15 protein-coding genes are annotated in these 18,274 nt (G+C 52.2%); 9 read left to right on the top strand and 6 right to left on the bottom strand.

Annotation, left to right across the window (positions count from 1 at the left end; translation table 11 throughout):
* Position 1: 1 nt before the first annotated feature.
* Positions 2-1,015, bottom strand: a complete 1,014-nt coding sequence (locus SH302x_RS08825) for a D-2-hydroxyacid dehydrogenase (protein WP_479368368.1) — start codon at positions 1,013-1,015, stop codon at positions 2-4.
* A gap of 110 nt (positions 1,016-1,125) precedes the next feature.
* On the bottom strand, positions 1,126-1,668 hold the full coding sequence (locus SH302x_RS08820) for a DUF2617 family protein (protein ID WP_479368367.1): 543 nt from the start codon (positions 1,666-1,668) through the stop codon (positions 1,126-1,128).
* A 384-nt stretch (positions 1,669-2,052) separates the two neighbouring features.
* On the opposite strand from SH302x_RS08820, the gene glgA reads away from it, so the two are divergent.
* Positions 2,053-3,534, top strand: coding sequence for a glycogen synthase GlgA (gene glgA / locus SH302x_RS08815; protein ID WP_479368366.1), 1,482 nt, complete (start codon positions 2,053-2,055; stop codon positions 3,532-3,534).
* Positions 3,535-3,561: 27 nt separating this feature from the next.
* Positions 3,562-4,662 (top strand): galactose-1-phosphate uridylyltransferase, encoded by a 1,101-nt coding sequence (locus SH302x_RS08810; protein ID WP_479368365.1) that lies wholly within the window; start codon positions 3,562-3,564, stop codon positions 4,660-4,662.
* Between the two features lie 31 nt (positions 4,663-4,693).
* Here the strand turns inward: SH302x_RS08810 and SH302x_RS08805 are convergent, their stop codons facing one another.
* The gene (locus tag SH302x_RS08805; protein WP_479368364.1) at positions 4,694-5,083 is read right to left on the bottom strand and encodes a translation initiation factor; all 390 of its coding nucleotides are present in this window, start codon (positions 5,081-5,083) and stop codon (positions 4,694-4,696) included.
* Positions 5,058-6,632: a uroporphyrinogen-III C-methyltransferase gene (gene cobA / locus SH302x_RS08800; RefSeq protein ID WP_479368363.1), complete on the bottom strand. Its 1,575-nt coding sequence runs from the start codon at positions 6,630-6,632 to the stop codon at positions 5,058-5,060. The genes SH302x_RS08805 and cobA overlap by 26 nt, the downstream gene beginning before the upstream one ends.
* A 267-nt stretch (positions 6,633-6,899) precedes the next feature.
* Between cobA and SH302x_RS08795 the strand changes: the two genes are divergently transcribed.
* The 4 genes from SH302x_RS08795 (at position 6,900) to SH302x_RS08780 (ending at position 12,761) form a co-directional block, all read left to right on the top strand.
* Positions 6,900-10,397, top strand: coding sequence for an LptA/OstA family protein (locus SH302x_RS08795; RefSeq protein WP_479368362.1), 3,498 nt, complete (start codon positions 6,900-6,902; stop codon positions 10,395-10,397).
* Positions 10,398-10,640: 243 nt separating this feature from the next.
* The gene (locus SH302x_RS08790) at positions 10,641-11,069 is read left to right on the top strand and encodes a TadE/TadG family type IV pilus assembly protein (protein WP_479368361.1); all 429 of its coding nucleotides are present in this window, start codon (positions 10,641-10,643) and stop codon (positions 11,067-11,069) included.
* A 71-nt stretch (positions 11,070-11,140) separates the two neighbouring features.
* Positions 11,141-12,337 (top strand): VWA domain-containing protein, encoded by a 1,197-nt coding sequence (locus tag SH302x_RS08785; RefSeq protein WP_479368360.1) that lies wholly within the window; start codon positions 11,141-11,143, stop codon positions 12,335-12,337.
* 22 nt (positions 12,338-12,359) lie between these two features.
* Entirely contained in the window at positions 12,360-12,761 is a 402-nt protein-coding gene (locus tag SH302x_RS08780) for a TadE family protein (RefSeq protein ID WP_479368359.1), read from the top strand.
* Between the two features lie 72 nt (positions 12,762-12,833).
* On the opposite strand, the gene SH302x_RS08775 is transcribed toward SH302x_RS08780, so the two are convergent.
* Positions 12,834-13,793 (bottom strand): NAD(P)-dependent alcohol dehydrogenase, encoded by a 960-nt coding sequence (locus SH302x_RS08775; RefSeq protein WP_479368358.1) that lies wholly within the window; start codon positions 13,791-13,793, stop codon positions 12,834-12,836.
* 381 nt (positions 13,794-14,174) lie between these two features.
* On the opposite strand from SH302x_RS08775, the gene SH302x_RS08770 reads away from it, so the two are divergent.
* The 3 genes from SH302x_RS08770 to SH302x_RS08760 all read left to right on the top strand — a co-directional run bounded on the left by SH302x_RS08770 (position 14,175) and on the right by SH302x_RS08760 (position 17,247).
* Positions 14,175-15,884 (top strand): HAD-IIB family hydrolase, encoded by a 1,710-nt coding sequence (locus SH302x_RS08770; protein ID WP_479368357.1) that lies wholly within the window; start codon positions 14,175-14,177, stop codon positions 15,882-15,884.
* Positions 15,885-16,042: 158 nt separating this feature from the next.
* Positions 16,043-16,930 (top strand): SDR family oxidoreductase, encoded by an 888-nt coding sequence (locus tag SH302x_RS08765; RefSeq protein ID WP_479368356.1) that lies wholly within the window; start codon positions 16,043-16,045, stop codon positions 16,928-16,930.
* Positions 16,931-16,956: 26 nt separating this feature from the next.
* Positions 16,957-17,247 carry a Rho termination factor N-terminal domain-containing protein gene (locus SH302x_RS08760; protein WP_479368355.1) on the top strand — a complete coding sequence of 97 codons (291 nt, stop codon included), beginning with the start codon at positions 16,957-16,959 and terminating at the stop codon, positions 17,245-17,247.
* A gap of 116 nt (positions 17,248-17,363) precedes the next feature.
* Here the strand turns inward: SH302x_RS08760 and SH302x_RS08755 are convergent, their stop codons facing one another.
* Complete coding sequence (locus SH302x_RS08755; RefSeq protein ID WP_479368354.1) at positions 17,364-18,263, bottom strand: LysR family transcriptional regulator; 900 nt, start codon at positions 18,261-18,263, stop codon at positions 17,364-17,366.
* Positions 18,264-18,274 lie beyond the last annotated feature (11 nt).

Below are 18,274 nucleotides of genomic sequence, written 5' to 3'. Positions count from 1 at the left end.
GCTAGCCAAGCGGATAGAGCTTTGGCCACTGGTGATTGAGGATCGCTTGCACCTCAGGTCGTGGGAAGCCTAGCTGTTTATCGACAATATTCAACAGCGGCTTGCCATCCAAATAATTGCGGACGTTGTAGCAGACCAAGCGCGTGGTATCGTCGACGCGATTGGCGGCTTGAGCCCCCACGTGCGGCGTGATCAATACGTTCGGCAAGCTCCATAGGGGAGACTCTTCGGGCAATGGCTCTACAGCGGTTACATCAACGCCTGCACCAGCTAGATGCCCTGAGCTCAAGGCGTCGATCAAATCATTCTCGTGGACCACGGCGCCTCGAGCGACATTGATAAAATGGCTGCCTTGAGGCATCGCTTGAAAGACGGTACGGTCGATGGCTTCTTCGGTGTGCGCGTTCAGCGGTAAGGTCAGAATTAAGATATCTGACATCGCCGCTAGTTCAGCGGTCTTGTCAGGTGCCCATAGGTTCTTGACCGCTTCAGGCTTTTGGATTGGGAAATAATCGACCGCGTTGATTTCGCAACGGAAAGGAGCGAGCACTTCGACCAACCGCCGACCGTTTCCGCCAAGTCCGACAATCCCGATTCGTCGTCCATGGAGGTCCGCTGTCGGTCGTCGTGTGAAATCGCGAGCTTGCATCTGACGAAAGAATGTCGGTATCGATCGCAACACGCCGAACAGCAAAGCAAAAGTTTGCTCCGCGACTTGATTGGCGAATAACCCTGAAGCACTGCAGACTGTGATGGGAGCAGCGATAACGGAAGGGACCAAACAATGGTCAAGCCCGGCTGCAGATGACTGGATGTGTTTAAGCCGACCTTGCTGGACCACGGCATCCCAATCTACAGGCACCTTTGCGTGACCAACAAAGATATCCGCTTCGAAGATCGCCGAAGCGATATTCTCTTGCCCTGCATTGATGAGTTCAGCATCCGGGAAAGAGTCGCGAAGCCAAGCGAGGTGGTGGCTCTGCAAAGGATAGCAAAAAACGATCGTGGGTTTCATAAAATACCGTCAGGCACATTCCCTCATGCCGCAAAAGATCAACGTCAAAATTTCGTCGCAGGGCGGGCAGTGCCAATCGCGTTTGCCTGCCGGTCACGTGTGTATGGCTGCTAGCGAGTTACGGTAAAAGTTGAAACCGATTTGAGGATGGCATATTCGTCCGGGAAGGTGTGAAACGCTTGCACCGTCAGTTGCTTTGCGCGTTGTTCGACGTGCATGTAGCTGATTGCACCCAAAGCGACACGTCCGCTGGTATTGAAAACCTGCAAGAGTTCATGATCGCCATCGCAGCGACCAAATTGCTCCTGAATTTTCCAGAAAAGCTCGCGGGAAGCATTTTCGACGGAGAAGTTCGTTTCGTAGCGCACGATGTTCTTGCTATCGGTCTCGAAATGATTCTGCTCGGTAACCCGTTGCCCGATGATTTGGCGTCGTTGGGGCAAGGGTTGATTATGTGAAGCGATTACCTCACACAGCGTCATAGGACCGCTGCTGAAAGTAATGATGTGTCCTTCGCTCGTGATATCCAGCCGCACTTTGTAGTTGCTGCGTTGAATATGTTGCGTGCGATACAAACGGAACAATTCGGGATGAACTGACCGGGACAATAGCACCAAGCAATGCTCTGCCACGTTAGGCCGAATCGACAGCACCGTTCAAACCCTCGCTTTCGAAGTAACTGAATCGCCGCAATGAAAATAAGTTGGCATCTTCACTAGGAATCTTCGGCAAACTGCTACAAGTGGAATTCTGGACTTTAGTATTGGGGTACACTTCACAGCGCGACAGGAAGAATCCGCCCGTCGCTCGTTTTGGCGCACCGGGCGATTATAAACATGATTGAGCAGAATGACCAAGGTCAACCAGCGACTCTTAAGCGAAACATTTATTTCCGCGATTCCGCTCAAAAAAAGGCGTAGATCTCTTGACATTGCAAATCAACGCGACAGCCTAGGAACAGTCCACTTGGGCCGCAGGATGATGGTGCCAATGAACGCGCAACATGAGTTTGGGTTTTGGCTTTTTTGGAGAGATTGATGAACGCGCTGAATATCGCGATGGTCAGCAGTGAGTTTGCCCCGCTTGCAAAAACCGGTGGACTCGCCGATGTGCTCGCAGCGCTCCCGCTGGAATTGATTAAGCGAGGCCATCGCGCTAGCGTCTTCCTGCCCGCCTATCGCAGCGTGCTGCGACAAGCGATCGAGGTTGAAGACTTGCATCTGGGCTTTCCGATTCAGTTGGGCTCGCAGCAGATGGCAGCCCGCGTCCTGAGGACTACCATCGCAGGTGGAAGCCTACCGATCTATCTTATCGATCAACCACAGTTCTTCGATCGCGATTTTCTGTACGGTGATCGACATGGAGACTATCAAGACAACTGCGCTCGCTTCGTGTTTTTCAACCGCGCTGTGTTGGAAGCCATACGCCGACTGCGACTGCCACTGGATATCGTCCATTGTCACGATTGGCAGGCGGGGCTGATCCCCGCATATCTGAAGTCTGGCGTCGAGCGATTGGAGCATGGTGCCAGCCCTGCGACCGTGATGACTATCCACAATTTGGCTTATCAAGGGCGTTACTGGGCAGCCGATTACCCGATGACCGGACTTCCGTGGGAACTTTTCAACGCCAATGGCTTAGAATTTTATAACGATCTATGCTTCCTCAAATCGGGGATTGTTTACGCCGACCAAATCACGACCGTCAGTCCAAATTACGCGCAAGAAATTCAACGCCCAGACTTCGGTTGTGGGCTGGATGGTGTGCTGCGAGATCGCAGCGATCGGCTGACCGGAATCGTTAATGGCGTCGATTACGAGATCTGGAACCCGTCCACAGACGCACACCTACCGCACACCTTTGACGTGTCGAACTGGAAGGCAGGTAAGCGAGCGTGCAAGGACTCGCTGATACAAGAGTTGGGCTTAACAAGTAGCAGCCAGTTGCCCTTAATCGGCATGGTGGGGCGGTTGGCTTCGCAGAAGGGTTGGGATATCGCTTTACCTGTCATCGAGCGTTGGCTGGAGCAAGGTCGGGCGCAGTGGGTTGTACTAGGCAGCGGCGATGAACGCTTCCAGGATTGGCTGTTACAAATCCGCTCACGTTTCGGCGATCGAATTGCGGTCCTGTTGACGTTCTCCGAACAGTTGGCCCACAAGATCGAAGCGGCCAGCGACCTGTTTTTGATGCCCAGCCAATATGAGCCTTGTGGACTGAATCAACTCTATTCGCTGCGTTACGGGACCCTGCCGGTTGTTCATGCCGTAGGAGGGTTGGTCGACACAGTTCGGAGTTTTCATTCAGAAAAAGACGCACCAGAGGCTACAGGTTTTTCATTTCAAGCGTACAATGCGGAGAGCTTAGAAAGTTGTTTGTCACAAGCAGTGCGTTTGTATCACGAACAACCCGACATTTGGGATCAATTGGTATTAAACGGAATGTCACAGAATTGGTCTTGGGATAACAGTGCGGCAGCATACGAGAAAGTGTACGCGGCGGCATTACAAACACTGAATTGAACGCAGTTCACGGGAGCGTCCTAACTCATGAGCGAAACACGCTACGATTGGTTAGCTGACCGTTGGGTCATTTTCGCTCCTCGACGTAATAACCGTCCAGACGAGTACGCTGGGTCTTATCCAAACGAACCCACTGACGCAACTAATTGCCCATTCTGTGCAGGCAAGGAAGCGCAAACTCCCTCCGCGGTACTGTCACTGCCGCATCGCAGTCGCAAAAACAAATCGTGGCTTGTGCGTGTGGTGCCTAACAAGTATCCAGCTTTGCAGCGATTGCATAATGTCCCAGGCCTGCCGCTGGCCCTCCACAGCGTTGAAACCGATGACGATATCGAATACGACTCAACTTCCGAAGTCGATCTCGAAGACATGCAAAACGAGTCGATTCTATTTCGACGCCGCACGCTACGGGGAGCTCATGAAGTCATTATCGAAAGCCCTGAGCATCGGTCTTCGCTGGCGCAACTGGATGACAAGCATACGTATTTGGTCTTCGATGCATTTCGGCAACGCTTAAACTATTGGCGAGCTCACAACGCTTTGCACTACGCGGTGATCTTTAAGAATGTCGGCTACGACGCTGGCGCATCGCTCTACCACACCCACAGCCAGTTGATCTCCGCGAACTTTGTACCGCCAGATGTGCTGCGTAGTTGCCAACGCATGCAGCAGTATCACAGTATCTACGACCGTGGTTATTTCAGCGATGTCATCGACAACGAAATCCAACAAAGCGATCGTATCATCTCCACGACTAAGAACTTTGTCGTGCTGTCACCGTTCGCTTCGTACTTACCCTACACAGTGTTGATTTTACCGCGTGTCGCCTCAGCGCGATTCGAAGAGATCGACGATCGGTTGCTCAACGAATTTGCATTGCTGACCAGGCAAGTGCTGCAGTCGTTAGAAACGGTGCTGCCAGGTGCCGCTTACAACTTCGTATTGCATACCAGCCCATTCCACGACTACTGGGATAACGTTTTCCACTGGCGTATGGAACTGTTCCCCAGACTGACGCGCGTCGCTGGCTTTGAATGGGGATCTGATTGCTTTATTAATCCGATCATGCCAGAGGAAGCAGCCGCAAAACTGCGGATGCAAATGAACAAGCTGTCGGTAGCCATTTAATAAACCGCAATCCATACGATGCGTACCCAGATCACTTCACACGGTAGCCAGCATCACGTAGCAAGGACCGAACTCGCTGGACATGATCGCCTTGCACTTCCAAGGAGACCTCGTCGCAACTACCGCCCGCTCCACAAGCATTCTTCAGTTGAGTTAGTACACTAGCCACTTGCTGACTGCTTCCTGAGAATCCGACGACTGCCGTGACCAGCTTGCCCTTCTTACGCTTCTCAAGGCTTACCCGCAAGGATTGCTTGCCTGGCTCCATTTCCGGTTCAGGCAAAGGCGGACAGCCACACAGCTTGATATCCCCACCGCATTGCGAACACAATACAGGTCGCTCCAAGAATGTGCCATCAAACAAACCCATTATTTCTCCGATGCAAACTGCGTCATCAAGCTTCCTGAATCTGGTTTTCATGAGCTAGCACGGCCGCTTGAATGCCATCAGCGCTCAACCGCGAAAGCTTGACTACATCCCGCGCGCCTAACTCTTGCAATCGTTGCGAAATTCGGTCCGACAAACTTAACCAAACGAAATCATTGCCATTCAAAGCCGCGTTTTGTGAAAAGGCCGCTTCGGCAATAGCCGTGCTGGTCGCCGTGATGTAAATCGGCTTTCGAGCTTTCAGAACATCCGTTTGCACCCAATCATCTGCATGCACTATCGGCTGGCTGAGATAGCCGATCACAGTTTCCACCGAGCACATTTTGGCCAACTCTTGCTGCAAAGTTTCACGCGCTCGGTTGGTGGAAACGACCAAACATTTGTCTTCAGACGCAAGCTGGGCTTTCATTCTATCGGCTAATGTTTGAGCGTTACAGTCAGCGGTTAAGCAAACTTCGCAAGGCAAATGGTACTCAGACAATGCAGCAGCTACTGACGGCCCCACGCCCGCGAGCTTTGCGCCGCCCAGCAAGCGAATATCCTTCTTCAAATGGTAAAACAACCGAAACCAATGGTGGACGCCGTGCGCTGACGAGAAGACAATCCAAGAATACTGCTCGCACCTAAGGATGCTGTCAACCAACTCGTGATATTGCTCGCTCGCTTGTGGCACGGCTTGAATTGCTATGGCGGGTTGAATCAAAACGTTCGCACCCAGCGGCATTAGCTCCTGAGCCAACTTCTCGTTCTGCCCGGCCGGACGTGTCAACAAAATTGAGCGACCAAATAAAGGCCTTTGGGGATACCAACTCATGACGTCTTGCAATTGAATCACAGGCCCAATGATGAACAAGATCGGTGGCCGCAACTTCGGTGGCCCCTGGATCACTTTGTCGACCTCCGCCAACGTAGTTGTCCAAGTGCGTTGCGTTGGCAGACTTGCATTGCGAACAATCGCAACCGGCGTATTGGCCGGCTTGCCAGCTTTGATCATCGCTCGGCTCCAACGGTTCGCATTGGTGACGGCCATGTAAAGAACTAGCGTGCCCGGGAACTTGGCCAAAGCGTTCCAGTCGAGGTCATCTTCCGCTTCGTCAGCGCCATCGGTTGATTGTTGGTGACCCGTCACAAAAGCAACCGCCGATGACCAGTCACGATGAGTGAGTGGGATACCAGCATAGGCCGAAGCTGCCGCCGCCGCTGTGATTCCCGGCACCACTTCGAAACTGATTTGATGCTCCAAGAGAAACTCGATCTCTTCTCCGGTTCGAGCGAAGATGGAGGTATCACCGCCCTTTAAACGCAACACGGATTTCCCCTGCAACGCCAGCCGAAGAATCTCTTGATGAATCTCAGTCTGTGTCCAAACACGCCCTTGGCCGTGTTTCCCGACCGAGATCATTTCCGTATTCGGACCCGCGTGTGACAAGATCGACGGATTGGCCAGAGCGTCGTACAGAACGGCATCGCACTGGCCCAGCAACGCCGCGGCACGAAGCGTCAACAGTTGCGGATCACCAGGTCCCGCACCTACCAAATACACCTTTCCGGCCGCTTGCGTATGTTCAGGTTTAGCAGTCAATACAGTTCTTTGCTTCTACGATCCCAGAAAATTCTCAAATTCTAAAGCTAGCATCGCAGACGCCATTTCGATTAGGCACCTCTTTTTGCTACAGATGGAAATTATAGCCACAGTCAGTCTCGTTGGTAATGCTCCCATTCCAAACCAAGTCTTGGGTGCGCATGACGTACACTCCTCGACCTTCGTTCAGGAGCTGACTGCGACTCGTTCCACTCCCCCTGTTAGAACTTGACTGCGCCCGCGATGTTCCTTCGCGAATACTTACGAATGTTGTCGATCGTATGCACCGCGTTGGCGGTATATTACGTTGCGATCAACCCATGGGTGCAATGGGAATCCAGTGGAGAGAAGAAGCTGACCGAGAACTTTGTGCGGGTTGATCGATCCTCGCAGTGGTGGTCGCAGTTGTACTCCAAAAGCAGTTGGCAAAGCCAGCAGCCGGAACGTTTATTGACCAAGCGCGCAGAGATTCTGTATCAATCATTCGAGAACCTTGGACCTGGCCGCTACAAGCTCAAGCCGCTGACAGTCTTGGTTCCTCAAAGCGGAAAGGATATCGATACTCCGAGTTCGGTCATCATTATCGAGAACCCTGATGGTGCGGAGGTTCAATTTGATTCCGACGTCTCCTTGCTAAGCCGTGGCGAGCAGAATGCTTCCATGTCCAGTGTGCATCTGGAAGGCGACGTGTTGATTCGATCCCTTGAGCTACGCGAGGGCGTGCCTGGCGCTATCAAGATGGAGGGTAAAACGAGCCACTTGAAAATCGATGGCAACCGCATCTGGAGTCCGCAGGAAATTGTGATGAACTTCGGTAACTCCGTGTTCGAGGGACGCGATTTCGTATTTACAGCGAGTCACAATATATTGGGCAAGCGCACCGAACCTGCGATGGGCGATGGCCCCTTTGCAAGCCTAGATCACCTTGAGATTATCTACGTAAAACATGTCGATATTGAACTGGAGAACGGCGGTATCCTTCAAAAACAAGTTGCTCAGCGTCAAGCGAACCTGCGACAGGACAATAGCACGCTTCCCTCAGCTCGCTTGAACGTTCAATGCAAGAAGTCCTTCCATTTCGACTTCCAACGCATGCTTGCGTCCTTGAATGATCGCGTTGTCGTGCGACACCTCCTGCCTGGTTTTCCGACCGACCAGATCCAAGCGGACAGAGTAGATCTACAATTCGCGTACCGAAAACAAAGCCCTTCAGTTCAAGCGGATGCACCGGATCTTGGGCAAGCGGAATTTGTATTCCAAGATGGACTGCTGGCGCTTGAACGTGTCGAAGCGTTCGGGAAGAGTACCGATAATACCAACGATGAGAGCCGTTGGATTGAAATTGTAGCTCCTAACTTCCTAGCAACTTGCAAGACTCGCTGGATCAATGTTCTGCTGAAGGAGAACGCTGTGCGACTTGCCAATCAACTTCCATCGGAAACAACGATTGAATCCTCTCCGGTCTATCTACGCCGAGAGAACTTGCAGGTTTGGACGCCGAAGCTCGACTACAAGATGGCCCCAACTGCAGAGGACAGTCCTTCGGATCAGCCGGAACATTTAGGATTTCTTTGGGCGCAAGGACCGGGCGAAGCTACGACGGTGACCAGCACTGGCGAGACTTGGACAGCCAATTGGGCGAATGTGCTAACGATGCGCCCCGACGATACGGAAGACTTAGTGACCGTTGAAGGTGCAGCTCAAATCCGCAGCGATCGTCAGGGACGCTTTACAGCGGAGAAATTCGAGGTCTGGTTAAAGAATGCCTCCCTGAATGTCAACGACGCTGCGCAGGCAGTGGCTGGCGAACGCGATTCGCAGTACCTTCCAACTCGTCTCCAAGCCTTCCAGGATGTGATTGTGACCTCTCCGTCACTGCGCGCTCAAGTCGCCACACTCAAGCTTTGGTTCACGCATGAGCTAGCCACAGCGGCCAGCGGATCTGCCGTACCAAACGCTACTGCTGGCAGCTCAAATCTGGTCAACACCACGGTCATCCATCAACCGGAGAATCCCGCGAATACCGGCACGCCAATGCCTGCTGCTGCCCCGGCGATTGCATCCAGCACTTCCAGCTCAGCCGCACCGCTCAGTCCGTTGCCCGCCCCCAATGGCCTGGTTCGATCTGCACCTGCTGTCACTCCCGTTGCCGCTCAGCAACGTCCGCTGATCTCAGACGTAACCACCGTGACCGGTGCTACGCTGGAAGCCAAACTGACGCTTGCTCCAGGACGTGATCCGGTCATCAATCATCTATTGTTGCAAGGGGACGTGACCATGACCAAAGAGCAGGTCAGTCCTTCGTTTGCGCTACCGGCAACGATCACAGGTGACCAGATCGAGTTGGAAGATAGCTACGGCGATCAGATGATCTTCCATATCTATGGACAGCCCGCTCGGGTCCTGATCGGCGGAGGCAATGTGATCGGCAACAGCATTCATTTTGACCAGCATCGGCAACTGTTATACATGGATCAAGCGGGGGAGATGACAGTTCCACCTGAGTTGCTTGCACAATCGGTACAAGCCACAACTCCGGACCCCAGACTAGTGAACTCGTCCCTCCAAGCACCTCCGCTAATGAACCCTCAAACACAAAAGGCATTGCCTGCTGGCGGCCAGTGGTTGGAAGCTCCCAAAGTGAAGTGGAATGGCCAAATGACCTTCGACGGGCACTTGGCCAAACTGAATCAAGGGGTTGCGATTCGCGGCGTCTACCAAAGCGACCCACAGACCCTCTGGCACTTGGAATCAGACAGTCAAGAAATGTACGTAGAGGTTACTGGGTCAGCCTTTGACCAAAAGAATAATAGCGAACCGACCAAAGTCCAAACCGTGCAGTTGGCTGGCAATGTCAACGTAGTGGCCGCTCAGACAAATCTTCAGCTTCAGCGCAGTTCCGTGGAACATTTGCAAGTTCCCTTATTGACGATTTTCCCACAGCAACAAACCTTAAAGGGCGCTGGCCCTGGCAGCCTTTTATCGCGGCGTGTTAGCAAAGACGGTTCTGCCAAGCCATCGTCTAGTGCTGATGCGTCAAACGCATTACTTGCCAACGGAACGCCATCAGCGACGACCGCGCTGCAGTGTATTCATCTAACTTACCTTGGAGAAATGGATGGTTCGTATAGCGAGAACCGTGTTACTTTTAGACAAGACGTCGCTGCCGTAATGGGACCCATTAGCACTTGGACTGATGCTTTGAATGTCGATCGTATCAATATGCCCGCCGCTGGACAAACAAAACTTGAAACAAACCAGTTGTCGGTCTATAGCACCAAGGACCGGCCTTGGGTGCTAGATATGGAGAAACGATTCCCGGGCAGTACCAAAGCTGCTTGGGAACTCATTGCTTTGGGCAATGTTATTGTGGACGCGAATACCGAACAGGGTATGTACAACGTGACCGCAACCGAGGGCCGCTATGACGCGTTGAATGATGTCTTGAAGGTGACGGGCGTTCCAAGTCGACCGGCCGTTTTGCGCAAAGCCGCAACGCCAGCAGAGCCGCGCGGCGTGCAGTTGAACCTGCTGGACGGGCTGATTCACTTGAGGACTGGCGAGATGCAGCTTTCGACCACCAACATCAACGGTGGTCTGCCTCAAAATTTCCAGCCGAACGCTCCTGCGAAAACGACTCCAAATCAGGCTCCTGGCTTGCAGCCGTTTAACAATTCAAACACGCCTACCAATCCCAACCAGGTGCCCACGGCACAGCCGATCCAGTCGCCGCGCGATTTCGATATCTTCCAGCGTCCCCGCTAAGAATCGCTGAGTTTTCACGCCATAAAGGCTCGGCAGACGAGCTTCTCCGGTCGGTACAATCGATACTCTTGGTTCAATCCGACCATTCTGCGCCGCTGTTGCTTTAGGAAGCGAAAATACTCGCTGTCTAATTGCTAATTCTTGGTCAAGTATGTGGTTTTTAACCTATGCTCCAAGCAGAGGTCCAAATCCACGATCCTATTTTGATCACCAATGACATCAAATTTTCGGTCCCTACTTACGATGAAACGAGAACGCGCATCCGATCGCTCGACAAAGCGATTGAGTGTGCGTCGTCGGCTGGGCGCCGCAGCGGTAGAAACCGCTGTGGTCTTGCCATTGGCGGTCATGATCGTGTTTGGTTCCATCGAACTAGCCAACGGCGTTTTCATGAAGCAGGCCCTATCCGTGGCTGCTTACGAAGGGGCTCGAGCAGCAACTCGTACCGGCGCAACCGAAGCAGATGCAAGGAATCGTGCCCAAGAGGTGCTTAAGAATAAGGGGATTGAAGACGCACTGATCACCATTACTCCTAGCATCAATTCACAGACACCGCGTGGTACCAGCATCAAAGTCACGGTGAGCGCCAATCCCAAAAACAAATCAGTGAACCCTGCTCGTTTTTTGATTGATCGACAGTTCGAACAATCGGTCGTTATGGTGCGATTATAGAGACACACAACACGCAACTCGAAACACGAAACGCAGAAGACCCGTCAGTACTTTGTCTCGGAGCAAAACACATGTGGAAATCACTTGAGAACTTTCGAACCATATCGAGCGAGTATCGCAAAGGTGCCGCTGGTATTTTGCTGCTGGCCATGATTGGCGTCTTCATGGTTACGGCGGGAGTGACCGTGGATTACGCATACATCCAATTGATTCGCACTGAGTTGCGAGCTGCGACGGACGCGTCGGCAAAAGCAGGCGCGGAAGCTCTTTCGCGGACGGAGAATGTTGACGCTGCAATCGCGGCCGCCATCGCTTGTGCAGCAGACAATAAGGTCGGCGGCAAAAGTCTAAAGCTAACCGAAAACGATATTCTGCTAGGCCGCTCGCAGGCGGGCGCCAACGGTAAATGGCAATTCCAACAAGGTGCTACGCCATTTAACTCGCTGCGAGTTGACGCAAGAGCCGAAAATGTCGGCTTGTTTTTCGGGAACGTTCTCGGAACGAAAACATTCTCCGCTGACTACAAAGCGATCGCTGGGCAACAAGAGATCGATGTCTGCATTTGTTTGGACCGCTCAGGTTCCATGCTGTTCGATATGTCCGGGACCGACTTTGTCTATCCACCGAACAATCCAAACTTAAGCAACTTCACGGCTTGGGGGGTGACTTGGCAATATCACTTGTCGCCTCCTCATCCTACAGCTAGCCGTTGGGCTGTACTTAGAAGAGCAATCAATGATTTCTACAATGAGGTAGAACAATACAACCCTGCCCCTTATACCTCGCTTGTAACTTGGGGATCGAACTATACCATGCCTATTGCACCCAGCACCGTTTTCCCCGCAGCTCGCGTTGACGCATCGTTGCCAAGTGTAAGCAACTTTGTAGCACAACGTCAGGTGGTTACCAACGCAATTACACAGCTTGGTAACAGCCCAATGATGGGTGGCACCAACCTATCCGCTGGACTCGATTTAGCAATCCAAGAGATGAGGGGTGCGAACACTCGATCACTGGCCAACAAGGTCATTATCCTGTTCACCGATGGTGCTTGGAATGATGGTCGTTTGCCGCGATTAGCCGCATTTGACGCAAGAAATGCTGGGATCGTAGTTCACACGGTGTCCATGCTGACGTCCGAGCAACAAGACTTGATAGAAGTCGCGCAGATTACGGGCGGTATGTCATTCTCGACACAGAATGAAGCAGAGCTACGCGCTGCATTTCGCGATATTGCGAAGAGCCTTCAAGTCGTCATGATCGAATAGCATATTGACAAAAGATTTTAAGATGCCCAGAAAAACATTTAGCCGTAAGAACCAACGACGCGGAGCCACTGCGGTAGAATTCGCCGTGGTGGTGCCTGTCATCATGGTTTTATTCTTCGGCGCAATTGAAGTCACTCGGCTCAACTTTCTGAGGCATACTGCGTCCAATGCGGCCTATGAAGCAGCACGAGCGTGTATCATTCCAGGAGGTACGCCTGCCGACGGTGTCAAAGAAGCGAACCGCCTCTTGAAAGCGACTGGAGCGAACCGTAACGCGGACGTCGACGTGCTGATGACAAGCGCCGCAGTGCGAGTCACGATCACCATCCCTGTCTCCAAGAACTCTTGGAGCTTGGGAATGTTCACCAAAGATCTCAACATTGTTCAACGCTTTGAGCTGCAACGCGAAATCCCGCAAGGGTAATTCGAGTTGGAATACAGTCCGCGGGATCAGACCGTTGAATTGTAAGACCTTCCATTCCGCCTAAAGCCGATACTACGAACCACCAACTGCTTCGGGAACATTCAACACGATTTTACCAACGCCCAAGCCTTGCTCGCCATGTCGATGCGCAGCAGCAGCTTGGTCTAAAGCGAACTCTTGGTTTAAGATCACTTTCATTCGTTCTGTTTCCCACAGATGAATAAGCTCTCGCAAATCCCGCCCACTTGGCCGCACCAGCATGGTTGAGAACGGTGATGCCAAATGCAATCGAGCCAACAAGGTCATGCCGATATACTTCAAGCTTGGCTCGGTCGTCACGAATCGAGCGTCATCACGCATGACCAAGCGGGCTTTGGACACACACGACTTTCCCGCCGCATCGAAGAAGATGTCGCAAGGGTCGATCTTTCGCAGATAGTTCTCCTCGTGATAGTCTACAAACTGGTCGGCTCCCAGCGATCGGACCAGCTCTTCATTCTTGCCGCTGGCAATCCCGGTCACCCGGGCCCCCTTAGCTTTGGCAATCTGAATCGCGAACACACCGACCCCGCCACTTGCCCCCGTCACCACTACATGTTGCCCATTCCCGACATGACCATAATCGCGCAGACATTGCAAAGCCGTCGAACCAGCTAGCCCGATCGCAGCGGCTTCTTGCATCGACATCTTTTCCGGAATGCGTGCAACGACCTTGGGCGAACAAACAACCTGTTCTGCATAAGCTCCGCCAGTGACGTGATCTAAGAATGCGGCCACTCGATCACCCACCATAAAGCCACTGTTGGCCGACGCGCCCCGAATCACCCCGCCTACATCATAGCCGGGTATTCGCGGGAAACCGAACGGCATCAACATCCGAGCTTCCCCTCGTCGCAGTCGCCAATCAATTGGATTGACACTGCAAGCCTTCACGTCAATGTGTACCTGACTCTCTGACGCTTTTGGAGCATCAACTTCGCCCCAGCGGAGAACAGAAGCGTCGCCATATTCTCGGTAAGTGATCGCTTTCATATCTCCATCCTTTTGCTATTCAAGTTCATACAAGGCTCTGTTTCTAAAGGTGCATCGTTTCTCAAGTTGCCGGCGCTAACTAGTTCAAAAAGGCCTGATCGCGCACAACCCGATGCGTAAGCGAGGGAAACGCCCGAACTCTTTCCCGCTGTTACACTTCCAATTCTTTGCAACAAATTACCGCCGCCCGACTCGAGCTCACTGTCAAAAGGCGATGCAAAGGGGATGCCAACAGACATGGTTTCGAAGGCATGTTATTTGCGTCTACCGCATATTGCTTCACGTAAACGCCCGATGTTCGTTGGTCGGAAGTTGGCTTCTGCCACAGATGATTGACTCGCAAGCAGATTTTGAGATTGTTTCTCCAACAGGCCACATTCTATGCAATTCCACGTACTAGCAGCCGACTTTGACGGAACGCTCGCCGAACATGGTATGGTAACACCCAGCACGATTGATGCACTCCGCAGAGTGCGTGATTCAGGTCGAAAATTAGTCTTGGTATCTGGACGCCGCCTGGAACCGCTGCTCGATTTGTTTCCTGATATCAGCTTGTTTGAAAGTGTCGTTGCGGAAAATGGCGTGCTTTTATATTGCCCGGAGACGGGAAGCGAAGAACTGCTCGCCGAGCCGCCGCCGCCTGAACTGCTTGCTCGCATGCGGGCTCGCGGCGTAGATCGTTTGGAGTCTGGGCGGGTTATTGTCGCAACGTGGCGTCCCTATGAAGCGATCGCTTTGGATGTGATCAGCGAACTGGCAATCGATCTTCAAATCATATTTAACAAGGATGCGGTGATGCTGTTGCCCAGCGGATGCAATAAAGCACTGGGATTGAAAGCGGCTTTAAAGGAATTGCAGATTTCACCGTTGAACACCGTCAGCGTCGGCGATGCTGAAAACGACGAAGCCATGATGCGCATGACGGGCTTTTCCGTGGCGGTAGCCAACGCTCTTGAGCCTGTGAAAAGAATCTGTGATTATGTGACTAAAGGAGCCCGCGGCGAGGGCGTAGAAGAGCTCTGCGAAATGCTGCTCAACGACGATCTCAAGTCGATAGCTAACCCAATGCGTTATGCAGTACCCTTTGGAGTCATGTTGGATGAGCATCCATTGTGTGTCCCTATGACAGGACAAAGCATGTTGGTGACCGGGGGACCGGGCGGAGGCAAGAGCAAGTTTGCGACACAGTTCCTGGAACAACTCAGTGAACGTGGTGCACAAAGCTGCATCTTGGATCCTGAAGGTGATTATCAAGGGATCGCCCGCGCCGTTACCCTGGGATCTGCAGAACGGGCCCCCACGGTAGACGAGGTTATCAACTTTCTTGAGAAACCAGGCCAACATTGCATTGTGAGTTCATTCGCGTTGGATAAGAAAGATCGGCCCGAGTACTTCAATCGGCTTTTGCGAGCCTTGGGTGAACTCCGCAGTCGCACTGCTCGCCCTCACTGGATCATTGTCGACGAAGCACATTATGCCGCTCCAGCAGATTGGCAACCCGCTAATCAGTGGAACCCAGCCGACTTAAAGTCGATCATGTTCATTACGGCCTTCGATGACCGCGTTTCCAAGTCAGTCCTCGAAAGCATGGACTGGGTGATATCTATCTCTGATACTCCTCAAGCGGATCTTCAAGCGTACTGCGATCGAGTTGGAGTGGGCTTGCCGAAGCTCGCCGATCTACATGACCAGAACGAGCACCACGCGATTGCATGGCAACGCTCCAATACGAACGCATTGTGGTTCTCCCGACTTAAACCCGAAATGGATGGCAGGCGTCATCGACACAGCCTGCTTGAAGGAGAGATGGACCGCGAACTGCAATTCGTTTTCCGAGGCGCGCAGTGCAAATTGAATTTGGCGGCTACAAACCTCAAAAGATTTATGGAACTAGCAGAAGGATTAGATGAAGAAACTTGGCTGTTCCATTTGCGACGTCACGATTACTCCAAATGGTTTGAAGGCGTAATCAAAGACTCCGAACTCTCTCACACAATCTACGAAATTGAAAGCAACGAAGGGCTTCACGCCGTTGACAGCCGATCGCAAGTCGTTGATCAAGTCAAAAAGCGATTTGACAATAAATGGTAGTTCATAGCGGATGTATTAGTGCTCGCGGCTCGGCATATGGTTTCCTGCATAGTCGTGCGAGCGACATGCTCGCGGCTCAATTGGGCATCGCTTTTGCGTATATGTTAGCACGCTTCAACTGGTATGTTTGAACCCATCAAGGACAAAGGAACGCACGTATGCAAACTATCGAACTGGTCGACCCCCGCGAAGCTTACGCGAAACCACCTTTTAAAAAACAGAAGGCGATTGATCTGCCCGGCGATACCGCTGAAATGAATCCGAAACCGGACCACGGAGAAAAATCGTACAAGGGCTCCGGTAAACTTCAGGGGCTGACTGCTCTAATCACAGGGGGAGATAGTGGTATTGGTCGTGCAATCGCGATCGCTTACGCTCGAGAGGGCGCTAACGTCGTGATCAACTACTACCAATCGGAAGAAGATGCGCGACAATCGGCCAAACTTGTAGAGGAAGCTGGCGTAAAAGCACTCACCGTGGGGGGCGATTTGTGTGATGAGGAATTCTGCAAGTCGTTGGTAGGCAAGGCCCTGGACACCTTTAAGCGACTTGACATTGTCGTCAACAACGCAGCCTATCAACAAACCCGAGAATCGATTGAAGACGTTTCGACAGAAGCTTTTGATCGAGTGTTTAAAACCAATGTCTACGCCACCTTTTGGATCTGCCGCGAAGCGATACCGAAGATGTCACCGGGAGGCAGTATCATCAATACTGTATCGATTCAAGGTTATACGCCATCGCCTGAACTGTTGCCCTATGCAGCCAGCAAGTCCGCTTTAATCAGCATGACCAAGGGCCTGGCACAACTGGCGATCAATCACGGGGTGCGAGTCAATGCGGTCGCGCCGGGCCCGGTATGGACTCCGCTGATTCCAAGCACCGTCGAGCTTGAGAAAGCGCAGCACTTTGGTGAGAATACGTTGTTCGAACGACCAGCCCAACCTGCGGAACTCGCTCCGTTGTACGTCTGGCTGGCTTCTCCAGAAGCAAGCTATGTCACAGCAGAAGTGTTCGGTGCTACCGGTGGACGCACTCCAATTTAGATGCCATATGGTTGAGGTAATTGATCGTGCCAAGTTGGACTAGTAAGGACCAGCGCAAGTATGAACATATTAAGGAGAGTCAGCTTGATCGCGGTAGTTCTGAGGATAAGGCAGAAGAGCTTGCTGCACGCACAGTGAACAAGCAACGGCGACAGGAAGGTCGCACGCCCAACAAGACGACCCAAGGAACCGGTAATCCCAACACCGCACTTGAGGAACGCACCGTAGCAGAACTGCGTAACCTAGCTGCCCAACACAATATTGCAGGCCGCAGTGGAATGAATAAAGCCGAGCTCATTTTCGCGCTTAGGCTGTGATTTATATACGTGGCGTGATAGTCGTCGTTTGCTCCGCAAACTATACGATCTAGGCCGTTTCGATCGCGGAGCAATCGACGACGGAAAAACGGTTTCGATCGCGGAGCGATCGAAGACTATCGAAATTCACAGCTTGGCTGCGTCGCGGCAAGTGAACGACAATGGGCAATAAATGCATTCAATAACTTGCTTTGGAACCGATAAGGATTCGTAGCTAAAGCGATCTTGCGCGTTGGTTTTCTGCCAGAGAGAGACCGATAGACGCGGCGGTCAGTCAAGTCTATCCGCTGCGCCATCGCCGGCACCATGGATATGCCGTGTGACAAAGCGACTAATTCTTGAACCGTAGCCAATTGACTAGTCCGCTCAACAGATACGGGCTGAAAGGACTTCTGACGACAAAACGACACGATGTTATCGGTCAAACAATGAGCCTCATCTAACAATACGAAAGGCAACGACTCAATATCCCGCAGCGAGATCTTTGGCTTGGCGACTAACGGGTGCGTTGGGGGCAGCACCAGCAGTAACTCTTCTTCAAAAAGCATCTCTAATTCCAAGTACTTGGCCATGATAGGCAACGCCACGATCCCAACATCCAGTTCGCCGTGCGAGCAACGTTTTAACAAGTTGTCGGTGGTGTCTTCCTGAACAACCACATTCGCCTTCGGGTACGCGTGGCTGAAGGACTGCAACAACGATGGCAGAAAATAAGGAGCAATGGTAGGGATTGCTCCTACACGGATGGTGCCACTTTTTCCATCGTCTGACACTTCTGCTTTGGTGTCTTCAATGATCGAAATGATTTGCCTGGCACGTGACTGAAACAACAGTCCGGTATCGGTAAGCTCTAACTTTCGACTTTTTCGTTCAAAGACGGGCTGCCCTAATTCCTCTTCCAGCTTTTGTATGGAGCGACTGAGCGCGGGCTGAGATACACAGAGTTCTTCAGCGGCCTTCGTGAAGTTCTCCGTTTCTGCGACTTTCAGAAAATAACGTAGCTGATCAAGTTCCATATTGAAATCTT

The organism is Njordella calcicola, from assembly GCF_056494125.1.
The sequence above is the reverse complement of the archived record's forward strand: the minus strand, read 5'-3'. Positions and strand labels throughout refer to the sequence as shown.